Genomic DNA, 14,523 nt, shown 5'->3' with positions numbered 1-14,523 from the left:
ATGGCAACTCCCTTCCCCGCTGAGCGCACCGCGATCCTGACCGGTGCCGCGAGCCCCCGCGGGATCGGCCGCACCACGGCGTTCCACCTCGCAGAGCGCGGCTGGAGCATCGGCATCATCGATGTCGACGGCGATGCGGCCGCGCAGACCGCCGCAGAGGTCACCGAGAAGCACGGCGTCCGCGCCGCAGGCATCGGCGCGAACGTCGCCGACCGCGAGCAGGCCGTCGCAGCTGTCGACGCGCTCGAGGCCCAGCTGCCGCAGGTCGTGGCGCTCGTGAACTTCGCAGGCGTCTCCTCCCCGGTGCCGTACCTCGATGTCACGCCCGAAGAGTGGCAGCGAGTGCTGTCGATCAACCTCGACGGCGTGCACTGGGTCACGCAGCGCGTCGCCCGCACGCTCGCGGGCAACGGCGTCGGCCGTCTGGTCGGAATCTCCTCGGTCTCTGCGCAGCGCGGAGGCGGCACGTACTCCAAGACGCCGTACTCCGCGTCCAAGGCGGGAGTGATCGGCTTGATGCGTTCGATCGCCCGCGAGCTCGGCCCTGTGGGCGTCACCGCCAACGTGATCTCGCCCGGGCCCATCGACACCGACATCATGGGCGGCACGCTCTCCGAGGAGCGCAAGACGGCGATGGCTGCGGACGGGGTCCTCCCGCGCATCGGCACCCCCACCGACATCGCCGCGGCTGTCGCCTACCTCATCAGCGAGGACGCCGGATTCGTGACGGGCCAGACCCTGAACGTCGACGGCGGACTCTACATGCACTGAGGCGCATCGATCGGAGCATCCATGTCATCCACCTGGTCCAAGGGGCGCATCGCGTTCCTCGTCCTCGGCGTGATCTGCGTCATCGTCGGTCTCGTCCTGGTCATCCCCGCGCTCGGCAGCTGACGCCGACGGCGCACCGGCGCACGGCATCCGACGGCCGAACGCCTTTTCCCACCCCACTCAAAGGAGAGTCACGTGTCTCAACCCGCGACCGGTCAGAGCGCCCACGCCCTGCTGACCAGCCCGCATCTGGCCAGCGGCATCAAGAAGGCGACCTTCCGCCTGATGCCCATGCTGATCATCCTGTACTTCGTCGCCTTCTTGGACCGCACGAACGTCGGATTCGCGGAGGCGGCCATGGAGGTCGACCGCGGCATCTCCGCCGGCGCGTATGCGCTGGGTGCCGGAATCTTCTTCATCGGCTATGCGCTGTTCGAGATCCCCTCGAATCTGCTGCTCACCCGCTTCGGTGCGCGCTTCTGGCTCGCGCGCATCGCCATCACCTGGGGCATCGTCGCCGCGCTGTTCGCGTTCGTGAACGGCGAGCCGATGTTCATCATCCTGCGCTTCCTGCTCGGCGTGACCGAGGCCGGCCTGTTCCCCGGCGTGATCATGTTCCTCGCGCAGTGGTTCCCGAACAAGCGCCGCGTGCAGATGTTCGCGCTGTTCTACCTGGCGCAGCCGTTCTCGCAGATGCTCGGAGCTCCGCTCTCGGGCGGACTGATCAGCTTCGGCGAGAAGTTCACCCCCTGGGCGGGCTGGCAGGTGATGTTCTTCGCGGAGGGCATGCTCGCCGTCATCGCCGGCATCGCCGCGTTCTTCTTCCTGGTCGACTCGCCCCAGAAGGCGAAGTTCCTCGACGATGACGAGAAGCTCGCGCTCAAGCAGGTCATGGAGCACGAGGACGCCGTCAAGGAGACGGACGGCCCCGTCGGCATCGGCCGCGCGATGATCAACTGGAAGGTCTGGTACTTCACGGTGATCTACTTCTGCCTGCAGATCGCCGTCTACGGCACGACGTTCTACCTGCCGCAGCAGGTTTCCGGCCTCATCGGCGAGGATGTCGGATGGCAGGTCGGCCTGGTCTCGGCGATCCCGTGGCTGGTGGGGCTGTTCGCCTGCTACTACGCGGGCAAGCACGCCACGACCGTCCGGCGTCGGCGCACCTGGGGCACCGCGTTCTTCGTCATCACCGGCGTCGCGATCCTGGTCTCGGCCTGGGCCGGCGCGAACGGGCAGAGCCTGCTCGGCATCGCGGCGATCACGGTCGCGGTCGCCGCGTTCCTCTCGACCGGTCCCATCACCTGGTCGTTCCCGACCGCATTCCTCACCGGGGCGGCAGCTGCTGCGGGCATCGGACTGATCAACTCGCTGGGCAACCTGGGCGGCTTCGTCGCCCCGATCATGCGCACCGGCGTGAACGAGGCGGTTCCCACGGACAGCGGCGCATGGGGCGTCGTCTCGCTGGGCGTGTTCGCGTTCCTCGCCGCCGTCATGATGTGGGGGACGCGCTTCTTCAGCGCCAAGGCGGATGCCCTGCTCCTCGAGGACGCCACCCCCGTTCACTGAGGAGGAATCATGGCAGAGCTGACCAGAGTCGTCTTCGTCGGTCTGGGCGCCATCGGGCTGCCGATGGCCGCGAGCATCGCACGCGGCGGATTCGACGTCCTCGGCGTCGAGCCGTCGGAGCAGGGGCGGGAGCGGGCTGCGGATGCCGGCATCCGCTCCGTGACCGGCATCGCGGATGCCGGACAGGCCGACGTCGTGGTGGTGATGGTGGCGACCGCCGAGCAGCTGGCGGCCGTGATCGATGACGCCCTCGGCTGCCCGCTGGTCGGGGCCCGCTGGATCGTGATGTCGACAGTCGGCCCTGATGCCGTGCGCGCGCAGGCCGCGCGCCTCGCCGACGCCGGCGGCTCGGTCGTCGACGCACCGGTGAGCGGCGGCGTCGCTCGCGCGGCGAACGGAGATCTCGCGCTGTTCGTCTCCGGGGCGCCCGATGACGTCCAGGCGGTCGTCCCCGTGCTGGAGGCCATGGGCGCGCCGCGGGTCGTGGGCAGCGAGGTGGGCGACGGGCAGGCGGTGAAGGTCGTCAACCAGCACCTGTGCGCGGTGCACATCGCGGCGGCCGCAGAGGCGCTGGCTCTTGCGGAGCGCCTGGGGCTCGACCCCGCCTTCGTGCTCGACGTGGTGGGGCAGGGTGCAGCCGCCTCGTTCATGCTCGGCGACCGTGGGCCGCGCATGCTGCATAGCCCGGACGCGCCGGTGCTCAGCCAGATCGGCATCTTCGTCAAGGACACCGGCCTGGTGGCGGATGCCGCAGCCGCAGCATCCGCCGATCTGCCGCTGCTCGCGGCGGCACGAGAGCGCTTCCTGCTCGCCGAGGCGAAGGGGCTGCGCACTCGTGATGACTCGAGTGTGATCGAGACCTATCGGGCGGAGACGCCATGAAGACCGTGGTGCTGGATGACGACCCGACGGGGACGCAGTCCGCGTCCGGTGTGACCGTGCTCCTGGAATACGACGTGGACCTGATCCGCGAAGCGCTGAGCGCAGCGGACAGCGTGTACGTGCAGACCAACTCGCGTGCGATCGATGAGCGGGCGGCTGTCGCGCTCGTCCGCGACGTGCGCGATGCCGCGCGCCAGGCCGCACGGCAGCTGGGGGAGGACGTGCAGTTCGTGCTGCGCGGCGATTCCACGCTGCGAGGGCACGTGTTCGCCGAGACGGAGCAGTTCCTGGAACCCGATTCGGTGATCGTGTTCAGCCCCGCCTTCCCGGCGGGCGGTCGCACCACGGTCGACGGCGTGCATCTGGTGCGTGTGGGCGATCAGGTGGTCCCGGCGGATCGGACCGAGTACGCGCAGGACCCGGTCTTCCCGTTCTCCACGGGTGTGCTGCGCGAGTACGTCGCCGAGAAGTCAGGGCGCGACTCGGTCGTCGTGCCGCTCGCGGAGGTGCGGGCGGGACGTGTCGCCCCTGCGATCGCGTCAGCCGCGGCCGGTGCGGTGGTGCTGCCCGACGCCGAGAACGACGAGGACATCCGCCTGATCGCCGACGGCATCCGTCACGCTCGCCGTGCGGGGCGCTCGGTGGTGGTTCGCAGCGCGGCGCCGCTCGCCGCGGCGCTCGCCGAGGTGGAGAGCGCCGGGCTGCTTCCTCGTCCGCTGGTGCCTGCTCCTGTTCCCACCCTGCTCGCGTGCGGGTCGCATACGGCGGGCGCGACGGCCCAGATCGATGCCGTCGTCGCAGCGCACGGCAGCGCCGTCGTGATCCTGACCGATGATGCCTTCGCCGACCCTGAGGCGGCCGGTGCGGCTGCCGCCGACGCCGCGCGGTCCCAGCTGCGCGAGCACGGGCTCGCCGTGATCTCGACCGAGCGGCATCGCCGACCCGAGCACAACACGCTGCGCCATGGCGAGCTGGTGATGCGGGCGCTCACGGTCGCGGTGCGGGCGCTGATGCCGGAGGTCGAGGCGGTGGTCGCCAAAGGCGGCATCACATCGGCCGAGCTGGCGCGGACGGGCGTCGGGGCGACGCGCGCACAGGTGCGAGGGCAGGTGCTGCCCGGGGTGTCCGTGTGGGACCTCGTCTCCACGGAAGGCGAGGATCGGCTCTACGTCGTGGTCCCAGGCAACGTGGGCGGGCCGGACGCTCTGATCGAGGTCCTGGCCGCGCTCGGTCGCTGAGCGCGGTTCGAGCGGTCAGGCCGTGGTGAGTCTGGACAGCTCCGTGACGAACGCGTCGACGTCTTCCTCCGCCGTGTCGAAACCGCACATCCAGCGGACCTCGTTGCGGGCGGCATCCCAGTCGTAGAAGCGGAACGACTCGCGCAGCTGATCGGCGACACCGTCGGGCAGCGTCGCGAACACGCCGTTCGACTGCGTCGGCTGCGTGAACTCGACGCCGGTGATCGAGCCGTCGGCGATGCCTGCCTCGATCTCGCCGCGCAGGCGCTGAGCCATCGCGTTCGCGTGCGTGGCGTTGCGCAGCCACAGATCGTCTTCGAGCAGCGCGATGAGCTGGGCCGACACGAAGCGCATCTTCGAGGAGAGCTGCATGTTGAACTTGCGCGAGAAGATCAGACCGTCGGATGCCGCGGGGTTCAGCACCACGATCGCCTCGCCGAGCATGGCGCCGTTCTTCGTTCCGCCGAAGCTGAGCACGTCGACGCCGGCATCCGTCGTGAACGCCCGCAGCGGCAGGTCGAGGGCGGCCGCGGCGTTCGAGATGCGCGCGCCGTCGAGGTGCAGCCTCATGCCGCGCTCGTGCGCATGGTCGGCGAGCGCCGTGATCTCCTCGGCCGTGTACAGGGTGCCGAGCTCGGTGGACTGCGTGATCGAGACGACCAGCGGCTGTGAGCGGTGCTCATCGCCCCAGCCCCAGGCTTCGCGGTCGACGAGCTCGGGGGTGAGCTTGCCGTCGTCGGTGGGAACCGTGAGCAGCTTGAAGCCGCCGATCTTCTCGGGCGCGCCGCCCTCGTCGACGTTGATGTGCGCCGTGGAGGCCGCGATCACCGCTCCCCAACGGGGGAGCATCGACTGCAGGCCGGTGACGTTCGCGCCGGTGCCGTTGAAGACCGGGAAGGCCTGCGCCGTGTCGCCGAAGTGCGACTGGAAGACCTCCTGGAGCCGCGCCGTGTAGGCGTCTTCGCCGTAGGCGATCTGGTGGCCTCCGTTGGCGGCGGCGATGGCGTCGAGAACCTCCGGATGGATGCCGGAGTAGTTGTCGCTGGCGAATCCCCGGATCGCGGGGTCATGCTGAATGCTCACCGACCAAGTCTATTTGGCGTGCGCGGCCTACCGGATGTCCGACGTCGCGCCTACCCTCTAATCATGCAGCGCACCGCAGCGAAGACGGCCTTCGCGAACGTCCTCGTCAACACGCTGATCGCCAACGTGACGACGAGCTTCCTCTGGTTCGCCCTCACGTTCTGGGTGTACATCGAGACGCAGTCCGTGCTCGCCACGGGCATCATCGGCGGCGCCTACATGCTGTTCATCGCGTTCTTCGCGATGGTGTTCGGCACGATCGTCGACCGGCACCGCAAGCACACGGTCATGCTGCTGTCGAGCGTGATCTCCGCAGCGGCGTTCCTCGTGGCTGGCATCCTCTACCTCTGGCAGCCCGAGTCGGCGCTGCTCGACCTCGGCGGGCCGTGGTTCTGGCTGTTCTCGCTCGTGATCCTGTTCGGCGGGGTGATCGAGCAGCTGCGCAACATCGCGCTCTCGACGACCGTGACCCTCCTCGTCGAAGAAGACAGGCGAGCCAACGCGAACGGGCTGGTCGGCACCGTGCAGGGGCTCGCGTTCCTGGTGACGAGCGTGTTCTCGGGCCTGTCCATCGGGTTCCTCGGCATGGGGTGGACGCTCGTGATCGCGATCGCCGCGATGGCGCTCACCTTCGTGCATCTGCTGTTCATCCGCATCCCCGAGGGAACACCCGAGCCCGATCCCAGCGCCTCGAGCGCGCTCGACTTCCGCGGCAGCGTGAAAGCGATCCGCCTCGCACCGGGGCTGTTCGCGCTCATCATCTTCTCCACGTTCAACAACCTCATCGGCGGCGTCTACATGGCGCTCATGGATCCCTACGGCCTCACGCTGTTCGACGCGCAGACGTGGGGCTTCGCGCTGGCGTTCGCGTCCACGGGATTCCTCATCGGCGGGGGACTCGTGGCGAAGTTCGGGCTCGGAGCGAAACCCATGCGGACGCTGCTGTTGGTCGTCATCGCGATGGGGCTGCTCGGGGCGGTGTTCATGCTGCGCGAGTGGTGGCCGCTGTTCGTGGTCGGCATGTGGATGTACATGGCGCTCGTGCCCCCGGCCGAGGCCGCTGAGCAGACGATCATCCAGAAGGTCGTGCCCTTCGACAGGCAGGGCCGCGTGTTCGGCGTGGCCGCCGCCATGGAGGCTGCCGCGGCACCGGTCACGGCGTTCCTGATCGCGCCGATCGCCCAGTTCCTGATCATCCCGTTCATGCGCAGCCCCGAGGGCGACCGGCAGTGGGGCTGGCTGCTGGGCGAGGGAGAAGCCCGCGGCATCGCTCTGATCTGCCTCTTCGCCGGACTCATCATGGTCGTCGTGGGCGGCCTGGCGTTCCTCACCAGGTCGTATCGCACGTTGACCGATCTCTACGCGCACGCTCCCGCCCGAGAAGCGGGGGCGGACGAGGTGGATGCCGCTGCCTCGCCCTCCTCCGAGGCAGCGCCGTCTGACGCCTCGGCGCCCATCGACCCGGTGTCGGCGCGCGGCGGCAGGGCGGGAGCGGACGGCATCGAGGCTCCCCGCGACGACCGCGCCTGATCAGCCGTGGGCGAGCGTCTGCAGCCCGACGACGGCGAGTCCGACGACCGCCTCGGCGCCGAGCGCGAGGAGGCGCTGCCACCAGGTCATCGGCACGCGCCGGATGCCGGCGAATCCGATCACGACGAGCGACAGGATGAGCCCCGCGGCCGAGACGCGCAGCGCGATCGTGGTCGACCACCAGCCGATCAGCGCGATGAGCAGCGCGACGACGGGGACGGCGACGGCTGACAGCGCGCCGAAGCTCGCGAAGACGGCGTGCGCGAACTCGCCGCGGGTCATGGTGCGCTCGGTCATGATCATGTGCGAGATGACGTCGGCGACGAGAACCGCGAGCAGGGTGCCCAGGGTCGTCACGGCCAGCGTCGTCAGCGCATCAGCCGCGGTGACCTCGTGCGACCCGAGTGCGAGCACCACGGCGAGCGCCACGAACGCCAGATAGATGCGCTCCTTGAGCCGGTCGCTCTGGGCGCGGCGGGAGATGGCCGGGGTCTCGGCGCGGTCGTTCATCGGACTCCTCGGTGTCGACGTGACTGGACGCCGCAGCATCCGTCGTCTCAGACTGCCACGATCCTCGCCGCCGGCGCCCTCAGCGCTCGAATCGCGACCTCGCGTCGGCATCGAGCGGGGAGAAGAAGTTGATCAGGTTGCCATCCGGATCGCGGAACAGCAGAGAGCGATTGCCCCACGGCATGTCAGCGGGGCCGCTGACGAACTCGGTCACGACCGACCGCAGAGACGAGGCCGAATGGTCGACGTCCTCGACGAGGAAGTCGAGCATCACGGAGCGGTTCGCCCCGGCCTCCGCGGCGTTCTCGCCGAGCAGGGGCACGGTGGCGGAGCTCGCGATGGCGAGGGTCGCGGATGCCGTGCGCAGCTCCGCGAACAGCGGATGCAGTCGCACCGCCTTCAGGTCGGTGATGCGCTCGTAGAAGTCCACCAGGCGATCCACGTCGTCGGTGATGATGCGGGTGGCGGCAAGCTGCATGGTTCGTCTCCTTGTGATGTTCGGCCCGGGATCTCGGGCCCGTCAGAAGGTTAGGAAAGATACCGGGCGATTCCTGTCCGGTATTGCGCGATGATGGGACTCATGACGGGAACGACCAGCCGTGTGCTGCAGCTGCTCGAGCTGCTGCAGTCGAGCCAGACCCGCACGGTGGCCGAGCTCTCCGAGCGCCTCGGCGTGGGAGAGCGCACGGTCCGCCGCTACGTGACACAGCTGATCGATCTCGAGATTCCGGTCGAGTCGGTACGCGGCCGTTACGGCGGCTACCGCATCGCGCCCGGGTACCGTGTCCCACCGCTCATGCTCGAGGAGGGGGAAGCGGTCGCGGTCGCCCTGAGCCTGCTCCGCGCGCAGTCCACCGACGAGGGGGAGACGCTCCCGGCGCGGACCGCGCTCGCCAAGATCGTGCGGTCTCTGCCGCCCACGGCATCCCGGAGCCTGGATGCACTGCTCGCCGGCACCGTGCTTCGGTCGCCGGCCGCAGAAGACGTACCGGATGCGTCGATCCTGCTCACGGTCGCCGACGCCGTGCGCACGCGCCGAGCCCTCGACATGCGATACCGCAACGCTGCTGACGAGCCGTCGCGGCGAGTGCTGCACCCGTACGACCTGGTCGCCAGGAACGGCCGCTGGTACGTCGTGGGACTCGACCTCGAGCGCGCGGCCGAGCGAGTCTTCCGTGTCGACCGCATCCGCACCGCGCGTGCGCTGATCGAGACGTTCCCCGCTCCCGCGCAGCCGCGGGATGCCGCGGAGCGCCTGGTCGGGGGCTTCGCGGATGCCGACTACCGGTGGCATGTGGTGCTGCGCATCCGGGCCGAGCAGGAGGAGATCAGGCGACACCTGCCGGAGTCCGTCGCGAGGCTCACCCCTCTCGCCGGCGAGCAGGCGGGCTGGCACCGCGCGGACATCCGCGCCGAGAGGCTGGACTGGCTGCCTGCCGTGATCGCGGCTGTCGACGGCACGACCGTCGTCGAGGCCCCCGAGGAGCTGCGCGGCCTGGTGCGGGCCGCGGCCGACCGGCTGCTTGCCGCGGGCGCGTGAGCGCGGGGGCGCGGGCGGCGCTTTGCCATGCATGCATCGACGGGCTCAGCGACGACCAGCCGGGCGTCTGGGGTGCGTGTTGTGGTCGCCTCAACTCCTGCGGGCGGCCTGTTCGCGCACCTCGACGGGCTCAGTCTGCTCGCCGCCGGATGATCGCCTGGGCCTACAGCTCGATCACGGTGTCGTTCAGCTCGGCGGCATCCGTGTCCCACAGAGCGACGGCAGCGGCTGCCAGCGCTTCCGGATCCAGCGCCTTGACTCGGAACACGACGGATGCCGCCCGCAGGGGCTGCTGCGCATCCCGAGCAGCCTTCGCGAATCCGTGTGCGACCGCACGCGTCCAGGCCTCGCTCGCGGCCTTCACCGCGGCGTAGTTCGCACCGCCGGCCAGCGGGCGGGCGACGGCCGTCGACGACACGATCGCGAAGCGGCCGGCATCCGACGCCTGAAGCGCGGAGTCGAAGGCGCGACTCGTGGCACGCACGGCCTGGAGCGCCGGCATCAGCGCGTCGAAGTCGGCATCTGTCTGCCCTGACAGGCCGCCTCCTCCGCGCCACCCGCCGACCAGCGGGATCACGGCATCCACACTGTCGAGGCGCGCGGCGAGTGCCGCCATCGACTCGAGAGATGTCGCGTCGGCGACCTCTACCTGAGCGCCCGCCTCGCGAAGCGGCTCGAGGCGCCCGGCAGAGCGGCCGGTCGCGACCACGCGCGCACCGGCGGTCAGAAGGCGGGAGGCCGCGACGAGTCCCGCGTCGCTCGTCGCGCCGGCGAGGACGATCGTGCGCCCTGCAGCATTCATGGGTTCCTCCTCAACGGCGGGTGTCACGCACTGCGGAGGATGTTACGGGCATCGGAGGGTTCCCGGGGGAATCTCCGACGCCCGTCACATCCTCCGCGAGAGGTCACTTCCGCATCGCGGGCGTGACGGGGGCAGGGGAGTGGGTCAGTCGTCGGTTCCGCGGATGCCGACGGTCGACTCGATGACGGGCTTCATCTTCTTGTCGAGGGTCTCGAAGAACATCGACAGCGGGAACTCGTCGTCCATCACGGCATCCGTGTATCCCTTGGGAGCTCCCGCGAGAATCTCGTCGGAGAGCCCGCGCGCCCACTGCGACGCGGGGTGCGGGGTGAGCGTGCCGCGGACGAGCTCGTAGGCGGCGAGCCAGTGCGAGACCTTCGGGCGATCGATCGAGTGCCAGTACAGGTCGTCGATCGCGTCGCCCAGGGCGACGACGGCGTCGGGCACGTTGTCCCAGTCGAAGGCGAGGGCTGTGTCGGTCCAGTGCAGCACGCCGCGCTGGTGCAGCCAGGCGAACAGCAGCTGGCCGCCGACCGCGTCGTAGTTGCGCGTACGGTTGCCGGTGATCGCGAAGCGGAAGATGCGGTCGAAGATCACGGCGTACTGCACGAGCGGCGCGTGCTCGAGCATCTCCTGCTCGGCGGCGGTGAGCTCCTCGCCGGCCTCGACGCGCGCGGTGAGCGAGCGCTGGATCTTCACCGACTCGCGGAACGCGGTCATGTCGCAGCGCATCTCCTCGAGGGAGTACAGGAAGAACGGCATCCGCTGCTTGATCATGAACGGGTCGAACGGCAGGTCGCCGCGCATGTGGGTGCGGTCGTGGATGATGTCCCACATCACGAACGCGCGCTCTGTGAGCGCCTGGTCGTCGAGCATCGCGGCGGCCCGCTCGGGCAGGTCGAGGTTGGTGATCTCGGAAGCGGCGCGCACGACGCGACGGTAGCGGGCCGCCTCGCGGTCCTGGAAGATCGCGCCCCACGTGAACGAGGGGATCTCGCGCATCGCGACGGTCTCGGGGAACAGCACGGCGGAATTCGTGTTGTATCCGGGGGTGAAGTCGACCAGGCGCAGCGAGACGAAGAGCTTGTTTCCGTAGTCGCCGGCCTCGAGCGCCGCGATGAACTCGGGCCAGATCGTCTCGACGATCAGCGCCTCGACAAGACGGTCGCTCGAGCCGTTCTGCGTGTACATCGGGAAGACCACGAGGTGACGGATGCCGTCGATCCGGTGCCGCTGCGGCTGGAACGCCATGAGCGAGTCGAGGAAGTCGGGAACGCCGAAGCCCTCATCGGCCCAGCGCTCGAAGTCCACGATCGAGGCGGCCAGGTACTCGGCATCGTGCGGGAAGGCAGGGGCCAGGGCGCGGATGCCGGACACGATCGCGGAGACGAGCTCGCGGGCGACGGCGTGGTGCGCGGCATCGGGGATCGAGCCGTCCTTGACCTGCATCTCCCGGATCGCGATCGCGGCGTCCTTCAGCTGCACCCATGCAGCAGAGTGCTCGGCGACCGAGGCGTCCTCGACGACCTCGGGTTCGCCGATGAGAGCGTTGCTGTGGGTGGTGGTGAGGGACATCGGGACCTCCGATCGTTCTGACAGGAAATATTCCGGTGAATGCCGGAATCTACAGGTATTATTCCACGTATGGATGACTCTGTCGACCGCGCGATCCTTGCCGAGGTCTCCCGTGACGGGCGCGCGACGCTCTCTCAGCTCTCGGACGCTGTCGGCCTCTCGGTCTCGGCCGTGCAATCGAGGCTCAAGCGCCTCGAGACCCGCGGCGTCGTGACGGGGTATCGCGCCATCCTCGACCCCGAGCAGGTGGGCACTCCGCTGTCGGCCTTCATCGAGATCACCCCGCTGGACCCTGCCCAGCCCGACAACGCTCCTGAGCTGCTGGAGCACCTCGAGGCGATCGAGGCCTGCCATTCGATCGCAGGCGACGCGAGCTACATCCTGTTCGTGCGGGTCCCCTCTCCCCGCGCGCTCGAAGAGCTCGTGCGCGACATCCGCACCGAGGCCAACGTCAGCACGCGCACCACCGTGGTGCTGCAGACGTACTACGAGCACCGCCCGATCATCCCGGTGGGCGTGACCGGCTGATCAGAGCGCTGCGCCGATCATGGCCTCGCCGAGCGGCGTGCGCAGATGCTGCATGCGCGCGCCGTCGCGCTCGCTCGTGATCAGCCCCGCATCGCGCAGGACCGTCAGATGGTGGGATGCCGTCGACACGGCGACACCGGCATCCTGCGCCACCTGCGAGGTGGTGCGAGCGCTGCCGGACGACAGCAGGATGCCTGCCCGTGCCGGGCCGAGCAATGCGGCGAGAGCCTCTTCGGTCTCGGTCGCATCCCGTGCCCACCCCGCCGTCACCCCGCGTGCCGGATAGAACAGCGTCGGCTGCGCGGGCGGCTCGGTGAGGACCATGCATCCCCAGGAGGACATGACCGACGGCACGAGGACCAGGCCGCTGCCGCGGCAGTCCACGTTCTCGCTGTGCCTGCGCAGGGACACCCGCACGGCGCCGTCGCCCCAGCTCACCTTCGGGTGCAGGCCATCGGCCATGCCCGCGATGCCCGATGTCGCGATCGCCCGCGCGCGCACCGCGATGTCGGCGCGCAGAAGCCGCTCCAGCTGCGGCCACACCGGCGCGAGCGCGGCATCCCACAGCTCCGCCCACGCGTCGGCGATCAGGGAGCGCGCGCGGGCCGGGGCATCCTGCATCCTGCGCAGCGCCGCCTGGCGCGCTCCCCTCGAGCGGAGCACCATCTTCCCGAGGTCGACCCGCATGGGTGCGATGTCGGCGGTGCGCAGGGCTTCGAGCTCGGCATCCGGGGTCATGTCCCAGTGCGGGGCGGCGGTGAGGAAGTCAGGCAGGTAGCCGTCGTCGCCGATGACGGCGGCGAGCAGCTCGAAGCTCTCGCGGGGAAGCCTCTCGCGCGCGGAGCGCAACCAGCCCCACTGCAGCGGATGCTGCTGAGGTCGCAGCAGCACGCGCACGGCATGCGCGAGCTCGTGGCCGGGGGAGACCCCGAATCGCACGGCCTGGATGTCACCAGGTGAGAGCTCGAACTCCACGCGATGGTCCGGATGCTCGATCCCCTCGACCGGCGAGTTTCGATCCACATCGAAACTCTAGGTGCTCGGCACGGCTCTGTCGAGACTGGGCTCATGAACAGCACATCAGTTTCCGCAGGGGTCGTCGACGCGGCGGAGATCCGCATCGGCGACGGCCCGAGCCGCAGGTTCGTCGGGGCCGAGCACGGCGCCGACGTCTCGTACTTCTACGTCGAGAATCAGCCCGGTCAGGGCCCGGGAATGCACTGGCACCCCTACTCTGAGACCTGGGTGGTGCTCGAGGGCACCGCTCGCATCACGATCGGCGAGGAGACGTTTCTCGCTGAGGCGGGTGACACCGCCACCGGACCCGCGTTCGTTCCGCATCGCTTCACGAATGCGGGCGACGGGATGCTGCGCATCATCGGCATCCATTCGTCTCCCACGATCATCCAGACGTTCCTCGACGATTGAGACAGGCGGACAGAATGACTTTCCAGGCGTACCTCGACAACATCGAGACCAAGACCGGCCTCACGCCCCGGCAGTTCATCGATCTCGCGGCCGAGAAGGGATTCGGACCGGACACCAAGGCGACGCCGATCCTCGAATGGCTCAAGGCCGACTACGACCTGTCACGCGGATACGGCATGGCTCTCGTCCACGTCATCACCAAGGGGCCGAAGATCAGCACCACGCACGTCGGCACCGAGGGCACGCACGCCGATCCCTCGGACATGCTCTGGCTCGACGGCAAAGACACCAAGCCCGCGCTCTGACCACCCAAGGAGAACAATCATGGCCGTTCGCGCCGACCTCAACATCTCACTCGACGGATTCGCGACCACGACCGACCAGACGCCGGGGAATCCGTTCGGCGACGACTGGGGACGCCTCGTCGCAGCCTATGTGGCGACCCGCACGTTCCGAGCCCGCGTACTCGGCGACACCTCGGGGGAGGGGACGACCGGACTCGACGAGGACTATGCGGCCGCCTACTTCGAAGAGGTCGGCGCCGAGATCATGGGCGCCGGGATGTTCGGCCTGCACGACCACGGCCACGAACCCGACTGGCGCGGCTGGTGGGGCGATGAGCCGCCGTTCCGCGTGCCGGTGTATGTGCTCACGCACACGCCGCGTGAATCGATCGAGTTCGCGAACGGCACGGTCTTCCACTTCATCGAGGCGACGCCGGAGGAGGCGCTCGCAAAGGCGACCGCCGCCGCCGGCGGCGGAGATGTGCGCATCGGCGGAGGAGTCGACGTCGTGCGGCAGTTCCTGCGCGCGGGGCTCATCGATCGGATGCACCTCGCCGTCGCCCCGCTCGTGATCGGGAGCGGTGAGCGCATCTGGGACGGTCTGCGCGGAATCGAGAACGACTATGAGGTGCGCAGCGAGGTCGCCGAGAGCGGCGTGACGCACGTGTCCTTCACTCGCCGCTGAGTCGCCAGCGCAAGGCGTTTCGTCTCGCTTCGCTCGCTCAACGACCGGGTGGGGGCAGGGAGCGGACCCGGTCGTTGAGCGAGGGGGCGGGAGTGGAC

General features: G+C 69.2%; 17 protein-coding genes. 11 read left to right on the top strand and 6 right to left on the bottom strand.

The annotated features are described in order from the left end of the window. From RS84_RS03090 to RS84_RS03075, 4 genes are all read left to right on the top strand, one after another. Positions 1 to 771, top strand: coding sequence for an SDR family NAD(P)-dependent oxidoreductase (locus RS84_RS03090; protein WP_045256289.1), 771 nt, complete (start codon positions 1 to 3; stop codon positions 769 to 771). 195 nt (positions 772 to 966) lie between these two features. Beyond that, on the top strand, positions 967 to 2,340 hold the full coding sequence (locus RS84_RS03085) for an MFS transporter (protein WP_045256288.1): 1,374 nt from the start codon (positions 967 to 969) through the stop codon (positions 2,338 to 2,340). Positions 2,341 to 2,349: 9 nt separating this feature from the next. Then, a complete protein-coding gene (locus RS84_RS03080; RefSeq protein WP_045256287.1) occupies positions 2,350 to 3,222 on the top strand; it encodes an NAD(P)-dependent oxidoreductase in 873 nt (290 codons plus the stop codon). Then, on the top strand, positions 3,219 to 4,460 hold the full coding sequence (locus tag RS84_RS03075) for a four-carbon acid sugar kinase family protein (protein ID WP_045256286.1): 1,242 nt from the start codon (positions 3,219 to 3,221) through the stop codon (positions 4,458 to 4,460). Before RS84_RS03080 ends, RS84_RS03075 begins: the two co-directional genes overlap by 4 nt. A 15-nt stretch (positions 4,461 to 4,475) precedes the next feature. Here RS84_RS03075 and RS84_RS03070 read toward each other — a convergent pair whose 3' ends face one another. Then, complete coding sequence (locus tag RS84_RS03070) at positions 4,476 to 5,543, bottom strand: threonine aldolase family protein (protein WP_045256285.1); 1,068 nt, start codon at positions 5,541 to 5,543, stop codon at positions 4,476 to 4,478. A 63-nt stretch (positions 5,544 to 5,606) separates the two neighbouring features. Between RS84_RS03070 and RS84_RS03065 the strand changes: the two genes are divergently transcribed. Further along, positions 5,607 to 7,073: an MFS transporter gene (locus RS84_RS03065; RefSeq protein ID WP_082062010.1), complete on the top strand. Its 1,467-nt coding sequence runs from the start codon at positions 5,607 to 5,609 to the stop codon at positions 7,071 to 7,073. On the opposite strand, the gene RS84_RS03060 is transcribed toward RS84_RS03065, so the two are convergent. Continuing rightward, on the bottom strand, positions 7,074 to 7,583 hold the full coding sequence (locus RS84_RS03060) for a hypothetical protein (protein ID WP_045256284.1): 510 nt from the start codon (positions 7,581 to 7,583) through the stop codon (positions 7,074 to 7,076). 79 nt (positions 7,584 to 7,662) lie between these two features. Continuing rightward, positions 7,663 to 8,061 (bottom strand): VOC family protein, encoded by a 399-nt coding sequence (locus RS84_RS03055; protein ID WP_045256283.1) that lies wholly within the window; start codon positions 8,059 to 8,061, stop codon positions 7,663 to 7,665. Between the two features lie 102 nt (positions 8,062 to 8,163). Here RS84_RS03055 and RS84_RS03050 point away from each other — a divergent pair, with 102 nt between their 5' ends. Beyond that, positions 8,164 to 9,123 carry a helix-turn-helix transcriptional regulator gene (locus RS84_RS03050; protein ID WP_045256415.1) on the top strand — a complete coding sequence of 320 codons (960 nt, stop codon included), beginning with the start codon at positions 8,164 to 8,166 and terminating at the stop codon, positions 9,121 to 9,123. A 27-nt stretch (positions 9,124 to 9,150) separates the two neighbouring features. Beyond that, positions 9,151 to 9,276, top strand: a complete 126-nt coding sequence (locus RS84_RS19680; protein ID WP_268748602.1) for a hypothetical protein — start codon at positions 9,151 to 9,153, stop codon at positions 9,274 to 9,276. Positions 9,277 to 9,286: 10 nt separating this feature from the next. Here the strand turns inward: RS84_RS19680 and RS84_RS03045 are convergent, their stop codons facing one another. Continuing rightward, complete coding sequence (locus tag RS84_RS03045; RefSeq protein WP_045256282.1) at positions 9,287 to 9,925, bottom strand: SDR family NAD(P)-dependent oxidoreductase; 639 nt, start codon at positions 9,923 to 9,925, stop codon at positions 9,287 to 9,289. Between the two features lie 144 nt (positions 9,926 to 10,069). Continuing rightward, positions 10,070 to 11,500, bottom strand: coding sequence for a DUF6421 family protein (locus tag RS84_RS03040; RefSeq protein ID WP_045256281.1), 1,431 nt, complete (start codon positions 11,498 to 11,500; stop codon positions 10,070 to 10,072). Between the two features lie 69 nt (positions 11,501 to 11,569). On the opposite strand from RS84_RS03040, the gene RS84_RS03035 reads away from it, so the two are divergent. After that, complete coding sequence (locus tag RS84_RS03035; protein WP_045256280.1) at positions 11,570 to 12,028, top strand: Lrp/AsnC family transcriptional regulator; 459 nt, start codon at positions 11,570 to 11,572, stop codon at positions 12,026 to 12,028. Here RS84_RS03035 and RS84_RS03030 read toward each other — a convergent pair whose 3' ends face one another. Then, on the bottom strand, positions 12,029 to 13,051 hold the full coding sequence (locus RS84_RS03030) for an ArsR/SmtB family transcription factor (protein ID WP_082062009.1): 1,023 nt from the start codon (positions 13,049 to 13,051) through the stop codon (positions 12,029 to 12,031). Between the two features lie 45 nt (positions 13,052 to 13,096). Between RS84_RS03030 and RS84_RS03025 the strand changes: the two genes are divergently transcribed. The 3 genes from RS84_RS03025 to RS84_RS03015 are packed head-to-tail and all read left to right on the top strand — an operon-like array spanning position 13,097 to position 14,425. Next, positions 13,097 to 13,456 carry a cupin domain-containing protein gene (locus RS84_RS03025; protein ID WP_045256279.1) on the top strand — a complete coding sequence of 120 codons (360 nt, stop codon included), beginning with the start codon at positions 13,097 to 13,099 and terminating at the stop codon, positions 13,454 to 13,456. 14 nt (positions 13,457 to 13,470) lie between these two features. Then, a complete protein-coding gene (locus RS84_RS03020) occupies positions 13,471 to 13,761 on the top strand; it encodes a DUF4287 domain-containing protein (protein ID WP_045256278.1) in 291 nt (96 codons plus the stop codon). Between the two features lie 16 nt (positions 13,762 to 13,777). After that, on the top strand, positions 13,778 to 14,425 hold the full coding sequence (locus tag RS84_RS03015; RefSeq protein WP_200891962.1) for a dihydrofolate reductase family protein: 648 nt from the start codon (positions 13,778 to 13,780) through the stop codon (positions 14,423 to 14,425). Positions 14,426 to 14,523: the final 98 nt, after the last annotated feature.

Source organism: Microbacterium hydrocarbonoxydans (genome assembly GCF_000956475.1).
Taxonomy (GTDB): domain Bacteria; phylum Actinomycetota; class Actinomycetes; order Actinomycetales; family Microbacteriaceae; genus Microbacterium; species Microbacterium hydrocarbonoxydans_A.
Note: the sequence above shows the minus strand (reverse complement) of the source record. Positions and strands in the feature narration are given on the sequence as shown.

What these genes read in the sequence shown, in the direction of transcription:
- RS84_RS19680 (WP_268748602.1), top strand. Translation starts at nt 9,151, where the DNA reads ATGCATGCATCGACGGGCTCAGCGACGACCAGCCGGGCGTCTGGGGTG.
- RS84_RS03060 (WP_045256284.1), bottom strand. Translation starts at nt 7,583, where the DNA reads ATGAACGACCGCGCCGAGACCCCGGCCATCTCCCGCCGCGCCCAGAGC.
- RS84_RS03035 (WP_045256280.1), top strand. Translation starts at nt 11,570, where the DNA reads ATGGATGACTCTGTCGACCGCGCGATCCTTGCCGAGGTCTCCCGTGAC.
- RS84_RS03090 (WP_045256289.1), top strand. Translation starts at nt 1, where the DNA reads ATGGCAACTCCCTTCCCCGCTGAGCGCACCGCGATCCTGACCGGTGCC.
- RS84_RS03040 (WP_045256281.1), bottom strand. Translation starts at nt 11,500, where the DNA reads ATGTCCCTCACCACCACCCACAGCAACGCTCTCATCGGCGAACCCGAG.
- RS84_RS03080 (WP_045256287.1), top strand. Translation starts at nt 2,350, where the DNA reads ATGGCAGAGCTGACCAGAGTCGTCTTCGTCGGTCTGGGCGCCATCGGG.
- RS84_RS03075 (WP_045256286.1), top strand. Translation starts at nt 3,219, where the DNA reads ATGAAGACCGTGGTGCTGGATGACGACCCGACGGGGACGCAGTCCGCG.
- RS84_RS03050 (WP_045256415.1), top strand. Translation starts at nt 8,164, where the DNA reads ATGACGGGAACGACCAGCCGTGTGCTGCAGCTGCTCGAGCTGCTGCAG.
- RS84_RS03045 (WP_045256282.1), bottom strand. Translation starts at nt 9,925, where the DNA reads ATGAATGCTGCAGGGCGCACGATCGTCCTCGCCGGCGCGACGAGCGAC.
- RS84_RS03020 (WP_045256278.1), top strand. Translation starts at nt 13,471, where the DNA reads ATGACTTTCCAGGCGTACCTCGACAACATCGAGACCAAGACCGGCCTC.
- RS84_RS03025 (WP_045256279.1), top strand. Translation starts at nt 13,097, where the DNA reads ATGAACAGCACATCAGTTTCCGCAGGGGTCGTCGACGCGGCGGAGATC.
- RS84_RS03055 (WP_045256283.1), bottom strand. Translation starts at nt 8,061, where the DNA reads ATGCAGCTTGCCGCCACCCGCATCATCACCGACGACGTGGATCGCCTG.
- RS84_RS03065 (WP_082062010.1), top strand. Translation starts at nt 5,607, where the DNA reads ATGCAGCGCACCGCAGCGAAGACGGCCTTCGCGAACGTCCTCGTCAAC.